The organism is Aidingimonas lacisalsi, assembly GCF_008079445.1.
In the GTDB taxonomy this organism is placed as follows: Bacteria; Pseudomonadota; Gammaproteobacteria; order Pseudomonadales; family Halomonadaceae; genus Aidingimonas; species Aidingimonas lacisalsi.
The window spans coordinates 1-15,449 of the sequence record NZ_VRYH01000003.1 but is presented as its reverse complement, the minus strand read 5'-3'; the positions used below and the strand labels follow the sequence as shown (position 1 = coordinate 15,449).

The window sequence follows — 15,449 nt, the reverse complement described above, 5'->3', positions numbered from 1 at the left end:
AAGCTCCGATATTCCATGAGCTATAGGGCATTGCCCGCCGCCAATTCCAGCTAGCTCATTGACGCGATGCTCAGTTGGTCATCACTCAGTCGCACTTGCACGGGCTGACTCAATAACCGAGGGTCGACATCTTCCAGGCGTTTGTAGTTACCGGCGACGGAAAGCAACTCGGCGTGCAGTTCACGACAGAAAATGCTCGCGTCATGGTCGCCGTGAATGCCGGCCAATGCCCGTCCACGTAGCGCACCGTAGACATGGATATTCCCTGCCGCCAGTACTTCGGCCCCGGCATTGACGGACCCAACGACGACCAGGTCGCCTTCAGGAGCAGTGAGTTGCTGTCCGGATCGAACGGTTCCACGATAAATGCGACCGCCGTTGGAGGCTGGTGTTTCTTCATGCCGCGCCGCTGCAAAGGTGTCTTCCTTGGCAGGCTGAGTATCAGCCGCAACGCTTTCCAGGTTGCGGGGCTTGATTTCCTGCGGAGGGAACCATCCCAGCCCCAGTGCCCAAGCGGATTGCTTGACAGGATCGGGACCGCCACGCACAGCGACTGGCAACAGTTTATGGGCACGACATACGGCACAGATACGTTCCAGCGCAAGATGAGGTTCATCCAGCTTCTCGACATTCAGCACGACCGGCGTGTGCTGAAAAAAGGCCGGAGATTGACTCAACTTGCCAGCCAACTGGTCACGAATTCGCTCAGGATCGGCGCTCGTCAGCTCCATGACCGTCATGGGCAGCATACCGCCCTTGAAGGTGAAGGCTAGACCCGCCCTGTCCACATTAAGACTCATTGCCGAACTCCACGTCGGGTGATGAGAGTAAAACTAAGCGAGGGTAGACGCTCCTGCAACCGATCATACGATCAACAACCTCTACTGTCAGCGTCTCCATACGGCAACACCTAGTCAACGAGCCACTATGGCAAAGACTTTTCCACCGTGGCAGCACATGGTTAGATAGCTTTAGCGACTGTATTTTGCAAGCTAGGCTCACAGGGATGCACTCTATATGATGTCAGGCTGGATACGCCATTGGTTCACTCCACGCTGGCAACACGCGGATCCACGTGTGCGCCGGCGTGCTACCGACAAGTTCGACCCGACTCGTGACGCGGATTTGGCGCGTCTAGAGCAGCTGGTACAGGACCCGGACGGTGCCGTACGCCAGGCTGCACTGGCCAAGCTGACCGACCCGACCCGGCTGCTGACGCAGTACGACCCCGACAAGCATAACCCGGAACTACAACATCGGTTAGCGGTACTGCTCGCAGGCAGTGAGTCCAGTGGCTCGCTCGAGACTCGTCTCGAACTGGTCACCCAACTCAATGACGCCACGCTACTGGGGGAAATTGCCTCACGGGGAGACAATCAGCAACTGCGATTGGCCGCCCTGGCACGATTGACGAATGAAGAGGCGCTCATTGAACAAGCCTGTACCAATGGCATTGCTGCCGTTCGTCATGCGGCCGCCGCTCGGATCACCAGCGAATCGGGATTACGACAATTAGCCAAACGCTCCTCCAAACGTGACAAGCAAGTCTCTCGCATGGCTCGCGAACGTCTTAATAGACTTCGAGCCGACAGTGCACAGATAGAAGCCGCCAAGGCCGAGCGCGAGCGTTTGCTCAAGGCACTGGAAGAGCATGCACGAACATCCTGGGAACCCCTGTACGCTGGTCGTTACCGCCACCTCCAACGTGAATGGGAAAAACTAAGTGACTTGCCTGACGCTAGCCAGGAGCGTCGCTATCAGGATGCCTGTTTACGTTGCCGAAAAATCATCACTGACCATGACGCGCAGCAACACGCCCACAATGCTGCCGATCAGCAGCGAGAAGATGCCGACCTGGCGCGCGAAGAGTTGCTGGAAGCCCTGGAGGAGACCCTGGCTGGTCTGCGTCAAGGCAGCCGCTTGAGCGCTCAGGACATCGCCAGCATGCGTGCCCAGAAACAACTGCTCGCCACCCGTTGGCAAAAGTTATCCGACCATCATGCGCCAGACGATGACCTGCGTCAGCGATACGACAAGGCGCTTGCCGATTACGACCAGATAGCGCAGTCATGGGAACGGTTCAAGCAACATGAATCTGAGTTGCAACGTGCCCTCCATGACGATGACCAACAAGCCTTGCAACAGCAGTTCGATGCTTGTCAGTGGCCCGATCACCTACCTTTGACGTCGCTGCTTGACAAGGCGAAACAGCGACTTCAACCGAAGGAGGACAACGACGACCTCCATGCCTCTTCCGAACAGTTCGCCAGAGACCTCCAGGAGCTAGGAAAACTGGTGGAACGCGGTGAGTTCAAGAGTGCCAGTCGCCTATACCAGACACTGCGGCATCGTCACGAGCAACTAGGGGCTGGTGGTAACGAAGACGATACTGCAGCCTTGAAACGGTTAGGTGCACAACTTGCCGAGCTCCGTGATTGGCGCAGCTTCGTGGCCGGTCCGAAACGATCGCAGCTGCATCAGGCCATTAACGAATTAGCCGATGACCAGCAACTCAGCGAGCGGGAACTGGACAAACGGCATCGCCAACTCGTCAAGGAGTGGAAAGCGCTCGGCGATGCTGCTGCCGATCGAGAACTCTCCCGCCAGTTTCGTGCCGCATCGGATCGCATTCACGAGCGTCTTCGCCCGTGGCGTGACCAGCTCGCTCAGGAACGCGAACGTCATCTGGAAGCTCGACATCAGTTGTGCGAACAACTAGAACAATTGCTGGAACAGCCCGACCCCAACGCCGACCCAGATGCGTTACGGCAGATTCGTGACCGAGCCCGTGAACAGTGGCGACACCACTCGCCGGTTCCACGCGATCACGCCGAGGCCGTTGGCCGTCGTTTCGGGCACCTGCGCCATGAACTGCAAGCACTTATCGACCGCCGAGCCCAGGAAATCGCCACAGCCAAGCGGGCACTCATCGATGATGCCCAAACGTTACTCAATGCCGACCTTCCGGCGACGCGCAAAGCCGAACAAACCAAATCGCTACAACGACGTTGGCGCGCACTGGGACGTGCAGCGAAAGGGGAAGAGCAGCAGTTGTGGAAAGAGTTTCGCTCCCTTTGCGACCGCATATTCGCTGACCGCGACATAGAGCGTGATGACCGGGCACAACATGACAGGCAGCGCCTGGAAGCCATGCAGGCATTGATCGACCGATTGGATACCTGGCAGCCCGTCAGCAGCGGAGAAGACGAAGTGCTGGAACAGGCGATAGCCGAAGCCGAAGATATTGGGCCACTCCCCAGTGGGCGACGCGCAGAAGGCATGAGGAGACGCTGGTCAGGCATCGTGCGTGCACGTCGTGAGCGTCTGGCCAGACTGGCTGTCAGCGAGGAGGTAGAGCACTGGCAAGCCATTCAGCCACTGCTCGAGCAGCACTTGCAGGCCGATAACGCCATGCTCAACGGCGAAGCGGTGCGCCAAATCGACAGTGCCGGCTTCCCATTGAACAATGACATGTTAGAGGCTCATCAACGCCGCAATGAAGCACGCCTCCAGCCGCCTCCCCCTCAGGATGTCGAGCACATACTCATGCGGCTCCGTGTCCATCTAGCGCTACTCGCAGGGCACCGCGTCGGTCACCAGGATGACCCCCTACGCTTGGCCATCCAGGTCGAGAGGCTCAATGACAACTTCGGGAGTGAGCCCTCCAAAGCCGAAGAGTTGCATGATGTGTTGCGAGAATTGCTCGCCACGGGACCCATTGCGGCCGAAGCATGGGCCCGCGAAGCGCCGGAGTTGGACGCCCATCTCACGAACCTACTACGCCTACCACCTCCATGAGCTGCCAACCTGCTGTATGGCGGTAGGTAGTGGTTTCAGCCCATGAATTGTCCCCCGTTGATATCCAGGTTGGCTCCCGTGATGAAACCGGATTCTTTATCTGCCAGAAAAACGACGGCTCGAGCAATCTCTTCGGGAGTGCCGAAACGCTTGACCGGGATCCCCTCGCGGATCGACTCACGGACATTCTCCGGAATCTTCATGATCATGTCCGTCGCGATATAGCCAGGGGACAAGGTGTTCACTGTGATACCTTTGGTGGCCGTCTCTTGCGCCAGCGACATCGTCAAACCATGCATGCCCGCCTTGGCCGCTGCATAATTGACCTGGCCGAATTGCCCCTTGCGGCCATTGATGGATGAGATATTGACGATACGTCCATACCCGGCTTCCAGCATGTCTTCGATGACACTTCGGCACGTATTGAAAACACTGTTGAGATTGGTATCGATGACTTCGTGCCATTGCTCCGAGGTCATTTTCTTAAGCGTTCCGTCGCGAGTGATACCAGCACAATTGACCAGAACGCAGACAGGCCCATAGGTGTCGCGAATTTCACGTACCCCTGATACACAGTCGTCATAATTGGTCAGATCGACACCTGATAACGCGATATTGGTATATCCGTCGGCATGCTGATGCTCCAGCCATTCCTTGGCTTTGTCCGGATTGTGATAGCCAGCCACGACTTGGTAACCCTCCCTGGCCAACGCTTGGCAAATCGCAGTTCCGATGCCACCGGTGCCTCCGGTGACCCAGGCCACGGGTGCTGTATCGGTCATAAGAGGCCTCCTTTGCATGAGGTGTCACGAATTCGACTGGTACCGAGTCAACAGCATCAGCCCACACAGGAACTATAGTATGGATGCGTTGCTCTCGCTTACATGACCGTTGAATAAACTATTGACGCAGCGCAAAAAACCATGGAAAATATGCTTAACTTGATGCGGGGTGGAGCAGCCTGGTAGCTCGTCGGGCTCATAACCCGAAGGTCATCGGTTCGAATCCGGTCCCCGCTACCATCTTTCTGAACGGGGGCGGCATTTGATGAATGCCGCCCCCGTTCGAGTTTGTCGCTCCATAACACACTACAAAGCCATCGCATGACGATCATCGAGCCACAGGCCGCGCCACCCCCAGACGGCCGATACCTGGTATCTTGAATGCTGGATACAGAACATCCACACCGAACGACAGACCCAGCAAGTTGAGTTCCACCCCCTCTGCGAGACCTGCGGTCACCCCCAATATACCGCCGATACTGAATTGATATCCGCTACGACTGGTCGTGGGTGCGATGACGTCATCGAATAGATAATCCTTACCGATGGCAGTATTAGGCAGAACAACATCCAAGCTGGGCACTTGCCGTGCAACCCAGGCAACGAAGGAATTGCTATTTGGTCCTGGCCAGGCTCGATATCGATCAGAGGCAGGGTAGTGCGCAACTGCAGAATCGATCGCGGCCAACATGGCCTGTGCTCGCGAACCTCGATAGTCTGCCAACAACTTAGGGGCATTACCGTACCAGCGACGATCTGGTACACCGGTGCTGACCACGACCGTCGGTCGGCGCCAACTCATTACTTGATAGGTACGGTATTGTCCCCCGCCTTCCGCTTTGGTCGCTATCCACGTATGGACTCCGAAAGCACCACGCCAATGATACGCACGGGCGGCGTATACCTGGACAACGGCGTCATGGACCTCATCAGCAGCCGGCGCCAGCCCAGCGGAAGAACGGTCCGCACTGGACCAATGCCGATCAAGGACTACCTGCGAGCTGGCCAACATGAGCAGGGGACCGCACAGCAGTACGGCCATCACCAGGAACGCGGCCAGAGTGATAGTCGTCAATCGTTTCATATGGCATCGTTCAAGCGCTTGCGGCCCGAAATGAGCGTCTCCACTGCCCTCCCCCCTTGAATCTGGGCATCGTGGCCCGCATTACTACGGCAAATTCCGGAATTCATAGAAGGTTACCCCATGGCGATCATTGACCCGAACAGCGGCGCACCACTCACCAGCCCTGATGAAACACAAACTTCAACGGGCAATAACACTGATCCGGCAGATTATATTGTCGACATCGACATGACTAACTTCCAGCAAGTGGTCCTGGAAGGCTCCATGCAGACTCCTGTGCTGCTCGATTGCTGGGCCCCTTGGTGCGAACCCTGCAAGAACCTGATGCCCGTTCTGGAAAAGCTAGCCAAGGAATATCAAGGTGCCTTCGTGTTGGCCAAGCTGAATATCGAAGATCACCAGCAAATCGCCGCTCAGCTTGGCATCCGCTCGGTCCCTGACGTCAAACTGATCATGCAGGGACAGCTTTACGATCAATTCCAGGGCGCGCTACCGGAAAGCCAGATTCGGGAATGGCTGTCGCAATATATTCAGTCCCCAGATGAGGCCCCAGCCACCCCGGAAGAGCAAGCACAAGCAGCGCTAGATTCAGGCGATGCCGCAACGGCCGTCTCCATTTATCGACAACTGGTACAGGATAACCCCAGCCACTACGACTATCAGATCGCATTGGCTAGCGCATTACTGGCTGATGGGCAGGCAGACGATGCTCGCAGCATGCTCGACAACCTGCCCCCGGAACACCGTGATGCCCCTAATACACGAGGTGTTCGCGCGCGTCTGGAATTCCGCGAAGAGGCCCCGACCTCGGAAGAGCTTGTCGCATTCGAAGGCCGTGACGACAGCGAAGCTCGCTATAAACGCGCACTGCGTCAAGTCGCCGACGGGCACTATGAAAAGGGGCTGGATGGCCTGCTGGATTTGATGAAGAGTGATCGTGACTATGGCGATGATGCGGCTCGCAAGACATTATTACGCGTCTTCGATGCCTTGGGAGCCGACCACCCATTGACGGTCACTTATCGGCGAAAGTTGTTCGCCATGCTCTACTGATCACGTTAAGTCAATACGCGACTTAACCGTTGCAGTGCTGTAGTGAGTTGCTCGGTTGTGGTGCCGAAATTGAGCCTGGCAAAGCCTGGCCAGCCAAATTCGGCACCATCGGACAATGCGACCCTCGCCTGATCCAGAAGCGCATTCGGTGGTGATTCACCAAGCCCGGCATCACGCAGATCCAGCCACGCCAGATACGTTGCCTCCGGACGACTCATATAAACCCCCGGCCAGTCGGCGACTGCATCTTGCAGTAGCGAACGATGCCTTCTGAGAACGTCAAGCAACGCTTGACGCCAGCTCTCGCCCTCAGCATAGGCGGTTTCTGCAGCCACCAACCCCAGAACGTTGGCATCGGGTTGCAGCCCACGCATTTGTGAGATAAAGCGCTTACGTAGCCTGGTATCGGGTATGATGGCACACGCGCACGTCAATCCAGCCAGATTGAACGTCTTGGATGGAGCCCACAATGTCACGATACGTTCAGCCAATTCGGGGAAACGACTGGCCAGCGGCTGGTGTCGACGCCCTTCATCGAGCAGCAGATCACAATGCAACTCATCCGATACGATGATCAGGTCATGGCGCTCCGCCATCTCGGACAGCGCCAACAACTCCCGCTCATGCCATATGCGTCCAGTGGGATTGTGGGGGTGGCACCAAAGTAGTACGCGAGTTTCCGCGGTAATCGCTGCCTCCAATGCACCGACATCAAGTTGCCAGCCCTCCCCGAAAGACGTTGGCTCCGCCAGAGGTACTGTTTGAGATAATCTGCCGGTACGAGTCGCAACTTTCAAAAAGGGAGGATAGATGGGCGTTACGGTCAGTATTCCTTCCCCTGGCTCGGTTAACGCCAGAGAGGCTAAATGTAACGCAGGCACCACGCCTGGCAACCAGACTTGCCATTGGGGATCGATTGACCAGCCATAATGTGAGGCGCTCCATTCGACAAGCACATGGCGCAGACTATCGGGAATGGTGCCGTACCCAAACACACCATGGTCTATCCGCCGATGGAGAGCTCGAATCACCGACGGGGGTGAGGCAAAATCCATATCCGCTACCCACAACGGCACCACATCATGGTCATATCGCTGCCATTTCTGTGACGGCCAGGGATGGCGTCGCTCAATCGGCGTGGCAAAATCGAAATGCTGGCTGTCATCGGTCACGCGTTTCACTCTCCTGACCCTCGACACTCATGAGGATGCTCATTGGACATGGCTGAAAGTCCCTTTTACTCCAAGGCAATACACGGTACGACGCGCCTGGTCGGCCACTGGCTGCTACTGGGTGATGCATCGCCGGACCGCCTGGCCATGATTCTCGCTGATACCGCACGCTTGGCCAAGCTCGGTGAACCGGACTACACCCCGAATGGGGCGACACTACAAACATGGAGCCGAGACTCAACACCGCCATTATGGGCCGCCCGTTCCGCCACCTTTCTGCTGATGCAAATGCCCGGAAAGCCAATGCCTCAAGATGAGTTTGAAGCATGTGCCTGGGCCTATTGTTGGCTACGCAACCGGCATTTCGAGACGCTTGACGAAGCCAAGGCCGCACTACCGACCCACTTGCAGACACCGCTGGCAGAACCATTAGACGCCGCCTGGCACGATAAAGAAGGATTGCGTCTTATCTAACCGCTCCTCATGCCTCTCAGCGGCGCCGCCGCTTAGGCCGAAAACCAGCGGGTTTCGTCGATAACCACTCAACGAAAACGCGAATGTCCTCATGCGCCATCAGTGCATCGCGTCCTAGATATTGCTCGGCCATTTCACGCTCGCTCAGTACATTGTGGATATGTCCATGACATGCGTGGCAGAGCCAGAGTATTGAGGTCAATCGCTCGACGCGGCTGAACCGCTTGCGATATTTCGGTTTCCCATGTAGAGCGCGAGGGATCATATGGTGCTTGGTCAGTGATGCCGTGCGGCCACACAGCTCGCAACCAGCTGGGCGCGGTGGCGGCGAGTATTCATGCTCTGATGACATGATGGATCTCCGTCATCTCGATGGTCGGACACGTCATGCGTTCCCTTATCCTACGGGTATCAACCAGCATTGAATTACGCTTGACCGATCATCCCCTCCCAAGTAATGCTGAATGAGACATCACACTAGGAAGCCAACATGTTCGTTCGGACAATCGAACCCGCTTTTTATGATACCGATGCATTGGGCCACATAAACAATACCCGGTTGCCAGCGTGGTTCGAGTGGGCACGTAATGATCTGTTCAAGCTGTTCACGCCGGACTTGGATCCGGCCAAATGGACCCTCATCATGGCAAGGCTGGATATCGAATTTCATGCCGAGCTCTACTTTGGCCATGATGTAGAGATACGTACTTATCTGACACGGCTGGGCACAAGCTCTTTCACTGTCACCCAGCAAGCGTGGCAAAATGGAACATTGGGAGCACGCGGAAACGTCATACTGGTGAACTATGACCATGGCCGGAAACAGTCGATTCCCATTGCTGGTGAATTGCGCGACACGTTAGGACAGCATCTTCAGGAAACGACGGTCGAGACAGCGCCATGACGCCAGCAGTACGCCTGCTAATACAAGCCGAAGTGCCTTTCGAACTGACAGAATATAGTCATGATCCCAAGGCACCAGCCTATGGCGACGAGGCCGCCGAGGCTTTACGCGTTTCGACACAATCAGTTTTCAAGACCTTGTTAGCAAAACTCGATAATGGCCGGTTCGTCGTTGCAGTCATACCCGTTGCCTATCAACTGGACCTCAAAGCGCTTGCCAGAGCCGCTTCTATAAAGAAAGCCGTCATGGCCGACCCGTCCGAGGCTGAACGTGTGACAGGCTACCTTGTCGGTGGTATCAGTCCTCTCGGCCAGAAAAAGCCACTACCAACCTTCATCGATGACAGTATAAAAACGCTGGAGCTCGTCCATATCAGTGGCGGCCGCCGCGGACTGGAAATTTCCCTGGCCCCTAACGATCTCATACATCAGACAGATGCCACGCTATCGCCCTTGACCAAGATGTGAGGTCATGTGAATGCGTGATGCAGGAACCCGAAATGGCCATTCGCTATACATTGTGGCTCTACCCTGACAACCAGGCGCTTCACCGTAGTGTGGAAGCCGATCTTGAGCAGTATTTTCTGGAACGGTTTGCCGACTACCCGCACATCCGCTTGTTTGGTGCAGACCCTTACGATTATGATGCGCCATTCAATCGCCTATATGATGTGCTCATCGCCAGGGCAGCCGACTACTGCGAGCGTCACTGGCAGTATGTTCCAACCCCGATCCAGCTCAACAAGGCATTCTTCCTGGCGGTTGGACACTCCACGAAATTCGTTAGAGATTCGCATCATGGTGATCCGCACCAATCAGGTACCTAGCCAACAACAGTTAGTGATTATCGCTGAACAGTTGGGGCGAACCCCACATGGGACTGAAGCCATTGCCGCTACCGATGAAAACGGCATGCCACTCGTATTGAGAATGGCGCCGATCATCGACGACAAGCCCTTTCCAACCCTGTATTGGCTATGCGATAAACGGCTCAAGATCGAACTCTCCCGACTGGAGGCCGGCGGCATCATCAAACAACTGGAATTGCGTCTCCAGAGCGATCAAGATTTCTTGGCTGGCTATCACCGAAGTCATGAGGACTATATCGCCCGGCGCTGGCATTACATGTCTACTGCTCAGCAGGAGACTGTCGAGCGTTTGGGGTATCGCCCCTTGCTGGAGGCACGCGGCATCGGCGGACTGGGCAATTGGAACCAGGTCCGCTGTCTGCATACTCAGTATGCCCATCATTTATGTGGCGACAATGTTATTGGCGAATGGCTGGATAACGAGCTTGCCGTCATCGACAGTCTGTCGTAACCGAGTCCGTCATTCCATCTTCGAAAGGACGCTTCCATGGCACGGATTTGTGTCTACCTGGGCTCACGCGAAGGAAACACGCCGATTTTCCGCTCGGCGGCTGAGATGCTGGGCCAGGAGATAGCTAGGCGCGGTCATGGCCTGGTTTATGGCGGAGGCAAGGTCGGCCTGATGGGGGTCATCGCTGATGCCGCTCTCGCCGCCAATGGCGAGGTTCTTGGCGTCATGCCCACTCACTTGATCGAACGCGAACAGGCACATCATGGCCTGACCCGACTGATACATGTGGATAATATGCACCAGCGCAAGTCCACGATGGCAACACATGCCGACGCTTTCATCGCCTTGCCTGGCGGTATTGGCACCCTGGAAGAGCTATTCGAAAGTTGGACATGGCAGTACTTGGGGCTGCATGACAAGCCAGTTGGCATACTCGACGTCGCTGGATTCTACGCCTCCTTGCTGAGTTTTCTGGACGGCACGGTGGAACATGGCTTTCTCGCGCCACAAACACGTGCCGCCCTTTGCTCCAACGAGACGCCCGAGGGCCTGCTTGATACCGTGGAAACGATGCTGTAATAACTTATCGTACCGTCGTCATCACACGTTCAAGGATAGCCTGATCGTCTGACGGCAACTTAAAGGGACATCTTGCGTCCATGAGAGATCGCAAGTGGTAATGTATATCTGCAAACCTCAGACGTGAACTGATTCACTGCTGATCCGGTAATGTGCCGGGTTCGTCACATGTGCGTTGGTAGGTAAGCTGCAGCAAGCGTGCATCGTCTCCCGCACGATGACGCTGTATCCCGATAGACTGTATCAGATGTTCCTTGGTGGTCGACCACGAAGCTAACTGGGATTCGGTCAGTAGCCGACGCAATGCCTCAAGACGAAAGCGCGGTAGCATCCCCGCCTGATGAAACAACAGTGACAGCCATGTGTTGTCATATCCCCAGCTATCGCTGTATGCCACCCCAATATCGGCCAGTTCATCATTGAGCCAACGAGCCACTTCAATCACGGGGTGGCCTTCCCGAACCAAACGGTCACGAGATATGCCATGGAGCAACTCCGCTTTCGGATCCCAGTGGGTCCATTCCGTCAATGGCTGTATCAGAAACGCACAGCAACTCCCATCAGCACGCGCCAGACCGATCTCGATCGGGTAACTACCACGCCCAAAGCCCGAAGCCTCGATGTCGAGTAGTACTGGCAACGTCACAGGGCATCTTCCTCCTCGTTTCGAAAGCGATCAGGGGCGAGTCCATGCGAAGTCGCCGCCACTCACATTACGTCTAGGGTAAGGCCCCATGACTCCCAGGTCGAATGTCAGTGCTGAGTCCGATATTCGAGGGCCGGACTACCAGCATTCCGGTCCGCCAGCATTTTCCAATAGCGTGATTTCTCGTTATCGACTGGCAAACCCAATCCGCCATCCTGATAAGCATCGGCCAACCGCCTGGCTGCCAAGGAATGGCCAGCTTCGCCAGCGCGGGCATACCAGGTAACAGCATGATCGTGCCGACACGGATATTGGGTACAACCGTGTTCAAAAATACAGCCTGCTTGGTACTGGGCGCCACCATCACCACTTTGGGCCGCTTGTAACACGTAATGAGCTCCTTTGGCTCTATCCTGCGGGCTAATCGCCCGGTGGAACAACATATGCCCATAAAGAGACAACGCAGCAGTATGGCCGGCATCGGCGCAACGTTGAAACAAGTGCATGGTTAGACGCTGAGTTCGTGGCGAGCGTGGCAACCAGCGTGTATGGAACAACTGCTCTGCAAGGCGATACTCGATGCGAGTGAACAGAGACGATGCCTGGGACATGACGAACAATCCGGAATTCTGTTAGCGAAAAAAGACGCTGGGGAGATCCCACCGTCGTCCTGCCTTTCACTAGCCGCCAACCGGCGCCGCCGGGGCGATGGGATGGCAAGCATACGCCCACCTGAAGATCGACTCAACCCCCTGATATTTGCTGCCGAGCCCGACCCCGGCTACCATTCGGTTTCATGAATTGACCCCATTCAAGCAGGAGTAATGGATGCAGACCCGCCCCCTTGGTGATACCGGCATGGAAGTCAGTCGGCTGTGCTTAGGTACGATGACCTTCGGCGAACAGAATTCAGAAGCCGACGCGCATGAGCAGTTGGATCGAGCCGTTGCCTTTGGCATCAACTTCATCGATACGGCCGAGATGTATCCGGTTCCTCCTCAAGCCGCAACTCAAGGGCGTACCGAACGCTATATCGGCAGTTGGTTAAGGCGTCGCAATTGCCGTGATGATGTGATTCTTGCGACCAAAGCGGCAGGACCAGGGCTAGATCATATCCGTGGTGGACCAAGACTGACGCGCGGCCATCTCCATCGCGCAATCGATGACAGTTTGTCCCGCTTGACGACGGATTATATCGACCTTTATCAACTGCATTGGCCAGACCGCAATGCGAATTTCTTCGGCAAGCTAGGATATACTCCCCAAGAAGAAGAGGATGCGACTCCTCTGGAAGAAACGCTGTCCGCGCTCAAGGAACTGGTCGATGCGGGAAAGGTCCGAGCTATCGGACTTTCCAACGATACTCCGTGGGGCGTAATGCGATCCTTGCGGCTTGCCGACACCATGGGCGTGCCACGTATTGCTAGCATACAGAACCCCTATAACCTTCTGAATCGCAGCTTCGAAGTCGGCCTTGCAGAAATTGCGCATCGAGAACAGGTAGGACTACTGGCCTATTCTCCGCTCGCTTTCGGAGTGCTTTCCGGTAAATACCTCGATGGCGCTCGCCCTCCTAAAGGCCGTTTGACCTTGTTCGAACGTTTCAAGCGTTATACGTCCGATGTCGCGGAGCAAGCAACTCATGCATATGTCAAAATTGCTCGGCAACATGACCTGGACCCCGCGCAAATGGCATTAGCCTACGTCAACTCTCGCCCTTTCCTGACCAGCAATATCATTGGCGCAACGACGATGGATCAGCTTGAATCCAACATAGCCAGCGAAGGACTGCGCCTCGATCAGGAGGTCATAGACGCGATCGAGGAGGTCCACAAGCAATTCCCGAACCCTTGCCCCTGACAGATGATGGGCTATCGAGTCGATAGCCCCCATCGTCCGCGGTAGCTTGGTATACTGGTGACAAACAGTGTGAATGACAGGAGCCTTTATGCTGAGCGTGATCTCACCGGCCAAGACGCTAGATTTCGAGACGTCACCAACCACGGCAACCCATACACAGCCCGATTTTCTGGAAAAAAGCCAGCAACTGATCGATGTGCTCGTCGATTACTCGCCTCAGGACCTCTCCAAGCTGATGGGAATCAGTGATAAGTTGGCGGGCCTCAATGCGGCTCGGTACAGTGAGTGGCATCCATCCTTCGACCTGGATAATGCCAAGCAGGCGGCACAAGCCTTTCAAGGAGATGTCTACATCGGCTTGCAAGCCGACACTTTCAATGAAGCCGACAATGAATTTGCCCAGGACCATCTACGTATACTTTCAGGTCTTTATGGCATGTTACGGCCCCTAGATTTGATACAACCCTACCGTCTTGAAATGGGAACCCGGTTACCCAATCCGGCAGGGAAAGACCTGTATGCTTTCTGGAAAGACACGCTGACCTCAGAGCTCGATCAGGCCGTCGCCAGGAGTGGCAGTCCCGTGTTGCTCAATCTGGCATCCAACGAATACTTCAAGGCCATAGATACCCAACGACTGACTGCCGATGTCATCACCCCCATATTCAAAGACGAGAAGAATGGACAATACAAAGTCATCAGCTTCTACGCCAAGAAGGCTAGGGGATTGATGTGCTCCTGGATGATTCGCGAGCGCCTGGACGACCCGGAAGGCCTCAAGGACTTTGATCTCGATGGTTATCGCTTCAACTCAGCTATGACAGAAGGGAACACGCTCGTTTTTACCCGGGACGCCGCTGCAACTGAGCATGGGCAGGCCTGAATGGTATATCACGCCCTCAGCAGCAGATAGTCAATAAGCAGGCCGGGCGAATGCCCGGCCTGACTGCCTACTGATAACAGATTGTCAGATCAGTTTTCTTCTTCGGTCTCTTCTTCCACATTCTCCGCGGCATCTTCCATTTCATTGCCAGCGTCTTCGGCTTCTTCGGAGACTTCGTCTTGCGCTGCATCCATGTCGTCAGCTGCCTGGTCTCCGGCATCTTCAGCGGCATTTTCCATTTCATTGATTTCTTCAGCGACTTCATCACCCGCCTCGTCGGCAGCTTCAGCCATTTCGTCACCGGCTTCTTCCATCTCCTCACCGACCTCCTCGGCACCTTCTTCCATGGTACTCTCAGTGTCCTCAGCGCCCTCTTCCATGGCATCGCCCGTGTCTTCGGCACCCTCATCAATCTCTTCACCGGTTTCCTCTGCGGGCTCTTCATCACCATCGCAGGCGGTAAGACCACCCACCATCAGAGCCATCAATAGGGCGATACCCAACTTGCGAATCATGCTCGTCTTCATAGCAATCTCCTCCTGAGATAATCCTTGGCAGTAAAGCAACAACAGCACCCTAGACCCTAGTTTGACTGTTGCTCTGACTCCAGTGCCTGCGCACAAGTCATTGTATTGAAAAGTAGCAGATATATATATGCAAGGAGTTTGAAGATTCGTGACACGGGTGCGTCAGCGTCATCGCTCACTGCCCGCGGGGCGGCCGCGGCTCGGTGTCTCAGGCGAGCCATCGCCCGAGCCGCCGACACAGGCCGAACACATAAAAAAGCCCCGAACACTCGGTGCTCGGGGCTTGTTTCGATAAGGGCCTGACGATGACCTACTCTCGCATGGGGAAGCCCCACACTACCATCGGCGCTGAGCGGTTTCACGACTGA

The 15,449-nt window shown here is 55.7% G+C and carries 17 protein-coding genes and 1 tRNA gene; 11 read left to right on the top strand and 7 right to left on the bottom strand.

The window, feature by feature from the left end:
- Positions 1-50: 50 nt before the first annotated feature.
- Positions 51-800: a septum site-determining protein MinC gene (gene minC, locus FVV99_RS06280; protein ID WP_148253217.1), complete on the bottom strand. Its 750-nt coding sequence runs from the start codon at positions 798-800 to the stop codon at positions 51-53.
- A 754-nt stretch (positions 801-1,554) separates the two neighbouring features.
- On the opposite strand from minC, the gene FVV99_RS06275 reads away from it, so the two are divergent.
- Positions 1,555-3,798, top strand: coding sequence for a DUF349 domain-containing protein (locus tag FVV99_RS06275; RefSeq protein ID WP_407921335.1), 2,244 nt, complete (start codon positions 1,555-1,557; stop codon positions 3,796-3,798).
- Between the two features lie 35 nt (positions 3,799-3,833).
- Here FVV99_RS06275 and phbB read toward each other — a convergent pair whose 3' ends face one another.
- Positions 3,834-4,580 carry an acetoacetyl-CoA reductase gene (gene phbB, locus FVV99_RS06270; RefSeq protein ID WP_148253216.1) on the bottom strand — a complete coding sequence of 249 codons (747 nt, stop codon included), beginning with the start codon at positions 4,578-4,580 and terminating at the stop codon, positions 3,834-3,836.
- 163 nt (positions 4,581-4,743) lie between these two features.
- Between phbB and FVV99_RS06265 the strand changes: the two genes are divergently transcribed.
- Positions 4,744-4,820, top strand: a tRNA-Met gene (locus FVV99_RS06265).
- 88 nt (positions 4,821-4,908) lie between these two features.
- On the opposite strand, the gene FVV99_RS06260 is transcribed toward FVV99_RS06265, so the two are convergent.
- Positions 4,909-5,664, bottom strand: a complete 756-nt coding sequence (locus tag FVV99_RS06260) for a DUF3750 domain-containing protein (protein ID WP_148253215.1) — start codon at positions 5,662-5,664, stop codon at positions 4,909-4,911.
- A gap of 120 nt (positions 5,665-5,784) precedes the next feature.
- Here FVV99_RS06260 and FVV99_RS06255 point away from each other — a divergent pair, with 120 nt between their 5' ends.
- A complete protein-coding gene (locus FVV99_RS06255) occupies positions 5,785-6,717 on the top strand; it encodes a thioredoxin family protein (protein WP_148253214.1) in 933 nt (310 codons plus the stop codon).
- Between the two features lie 5 nt (positions 6,718-6,722).
- Here the strand turns inward: FVV99_RS06255 and FVV99_RS06250 are convergent, their stop codons facing one another.
- Positions 6,723-7,889: a MalY/PatB family protein gene (locus tag FVV99_RS06250; RefSeq protein WP_148253213.1), complete on the bottom strand. Its 1,167-nt coding sequence runs from the start codon at positions 7,887-7,889 to the stop codon at positions 6,723-6,725.
- A gap of 48 nt (positions 7,890-7,937) precedes the next feature.
- On the opposite strand from FVV99_RS06250, the gene FVV99_RS06245 reads away from it, so the two are divergent.
- From FVV99_RS06245 to FVV99_RS06215, 6 genes are all read left to right on the top strand, one after another.
- Entirely contained in the window at positions 7,938-8,363 is a 426-nt protein-coding gene (locus FVV99_RS06245) for a hypothetical protein (protein WP_148253212.1), read from the top strand.
- A gap of 490 nt (positions 8,364-8,853) precedes the next feature.
- Entirely contained in the window at positions 8,854-9,267 is a 414-nt protein-coding gene (locus FVV99_RS06235) for an acyl-CoA thioesterase (RefSeq protein ID WP_148253210.1), read from the top strand.
- Positions 9,264-9,734: a Cys-tRNA(Pro) deacylase gene (gene ybaK, locus FVV99_RS06230; protein ID WP_148253209.1), complete on the top strand. Its 471-nt coding sequence runs from the start codon at positions 9,264-9,266 to the stop codon at positions 9,732-9,734. The genes FVV99_RS06235 and ybaK overlap by 4 nt, the downstream gene beginning before the upstream one ends.
- A 32-nt stretch (positions 9,735-9,766) precedes the next feature.
- Positions 9,767-10,093, top strand: coding sequence for a hypothetical protein (locus FVV99_RS06225; protein WP_148253208.1), 327 nt, complete (start codon positions 9,767-9,769; stop codon positions 10,091-10,093).
- On the top strand, positions 10,065-10,586 hold the full coding sequence (locus tag FVV99_RS06220; protein ID WP_148253207.1) for a DUF501 domain-containing protein: 522 nt from the start codon (positions 10,065-10,067) through the stop codon (positions 10,584-10,586). Before FVV99_RS06225 ends, FVV99_RS06220 begins: the two co-directional genes overlap by 29 nt.
- 36 nt (positions 10,587-10,622) lie before the next feature.
- On the top strand, positions 10,623-11,165 hold the full coding sequence (locus FVV99_RS06215) for an LOG family protein (protein ID WP_148253206.1): 543 nt from the start codon (positions 10,623-10,625) through the stop codon (positions 11,163-11,165).
- A 133-nt stretch (positions 11,166-11,298) separates the two neighbouring features.
- On the opposite strand, the gene FVV99_RS06210 is transcribed toward FVV99_RS06215, so the two are convergent.
- A complete protein-coding gene (locus FVV99_RS06210) occupies positions 11,299-11,811 on the bottom strand; it encodes a 3'-5' exonuclease (protein WP_148253205.1) in 513 nt (170 codons plus the stop codon).
- A 107-nt stretch (positions 11,812-11,918) separates the two neighbouring features.
- Positions 11,919-12,422, bottom strand: a complete 504-nt coding sequence (locus tag FVV99_RS06205) for a tetratricopeptide repeat protein (RefSeq protein ID WP_148253204.1) — start codon at positions 12,420-12,422, stop codon at positions 11,919-11,921.
- Positions 12,423-12,639: 217 nt separating this feature from the next.
- Here FVV99_RS06205 and FVV99_RS06200 point away from each other — a divergent pair, with 217 nt between their 5' ends.
- Together FVV99_RS06200 and yaaA are read left to right on the top strand one after the other, a co-directional pair.
- The gene (locus FVV99_RS06200) at positions 12,640-13,671 is read left to right on the top strand and encodes an NADP(H)-dependent aldo-keto reductase (protein WP_148253203.1); all 1,032 of its coding nucleotides are present in this window, start codon (positions 12,640-12,642) and stop codon (positions 13,669-13,671) included.
- Positions 13,672-13,759: 88 nt separating this feature from the next.
- Positions 13,760-14,554, top strand: a complete 795-nt coding sequence (yaaA, locus tag FVV99_RS06195) for a peroxide stress protein YaaA (RefSeq protein WP_148253202.1) — start codon at positions 13,760-13,762, stop codon at positions 14,552-14,554.
- An 89-nt stretch (positions 14,555-14,643) separates the two neighbouring features.
- Here yaaA and FVV99_RS18640 read toward each other — a convergent pair whose 3' ends face one another.
- Entirely contained in the window at positions 14,644-15,081 is a 438-nt protein-coding gene (locus FVV99_RS18640; protein ID WP_201745044.1) for a hypothetical protein, read from the bottom strand.
- Between the last annotated feature and the right edge of the window lie 368 nt (positions 15,082-15,449).

Coding starts and splice junctions, on each gene's coding strand:
- FVV99_RS06220 (WP_148253207.1), top strand. CDS start 10,065: ATGGTGATCCGCACCAATCAGGTACCTAGCCAACAACAGTTAGTGATT.
- FVV99_RS06235 (WP_148253210.1), top strand. CDS start 8,854: ATGTTCGTTCGGACAATCGAACCCGCTTTTTATGATACCGATGCATTG.
- ybaK (WP_148253209.1), top strand. CDS start 9,264: ATGACGCCAGCAGTACGCCTGCTAATACAAGCCGAAGTGCCTTTCGAA.
- FVV99_RS06225 (WP_148253208.1), top strand. CDS start 9,767: ATGGCCATTCGCTATACATTGTGGCTCTACCCTGACAACCAGGCGCTT.
- yaaA (WP_148253202.1), top strand. CDS start 13,760: ATGCTGAGCGTGATCTCACCGGCCAAGACGCTAGATTTCGAGACGTCA.
- FVV99_RS06205 (WP_148253204.1), bottom strand. CDS start 12,422: ATGTCCCAGGCATCGTCTCTGTTCACTCGCATCGAGTATCGCCTTGCA.
- FVV99_RS06260 (WP_148253215.1), bottom strand. CDS start 5,664: ATGAAACGATTGACGACTATCACTCTGGCCGCGTTCCTGGTGATGGCC.
- FVV99_RS06200 (WP_148253203.1), top strand. CDS start 12,640: ATGCAGACCCGCCCCCTTGGTGATACCGGCATGGAAGTCAGTCGGCTG.
- minC (WP_148253217.1), bottom strand. CDS start 800: ATGAGTCTTAATGTGGACAGGGCGGGTCTAGCCTTCACCTTCAAGGGC.
- phbB (WP_148253216.1), bottom strand. CDS start 4,580: ATGACCGATACAGCACCCGTGGCCTGGGTCACCGGAGGCACCGGTGGC.
- FVV99_RS06275 (WP_407921335.1), top strand. CDS start 1,555: ATGGCTCGCGAACGTCTTAATAGACTTCGAGCCGACAGTGCACAGATA.
- FVV99_RS06215 (WP_148253206.1), top strand. CDS start 10,623: ATGGCACGGATTTGTGTCTACCTGGGCTCACGCGAAGGAAACACGCCG.
- FVV99_RS06245 (WP_148253212.1), top strand. CDS start 7,938: ATGGCTGAAAGTCCCTTTTACTCCAAGGCAATACACGGTACGACGCGC.
- FVV99_RS06255 (WP_148253214.1), top strand. CDS start 5,785: ATGGCGATCATTGACCCGAACAGCGGCGCACCACTCACCAGCCCTGAT.
- FVV99_RS18640 (WP_201745044.1), bottom strand. CDS start 15,081: ATGAAGACGAGCATGATTCGCAAGTTGGGTATCGCCCTATTGATGGCT.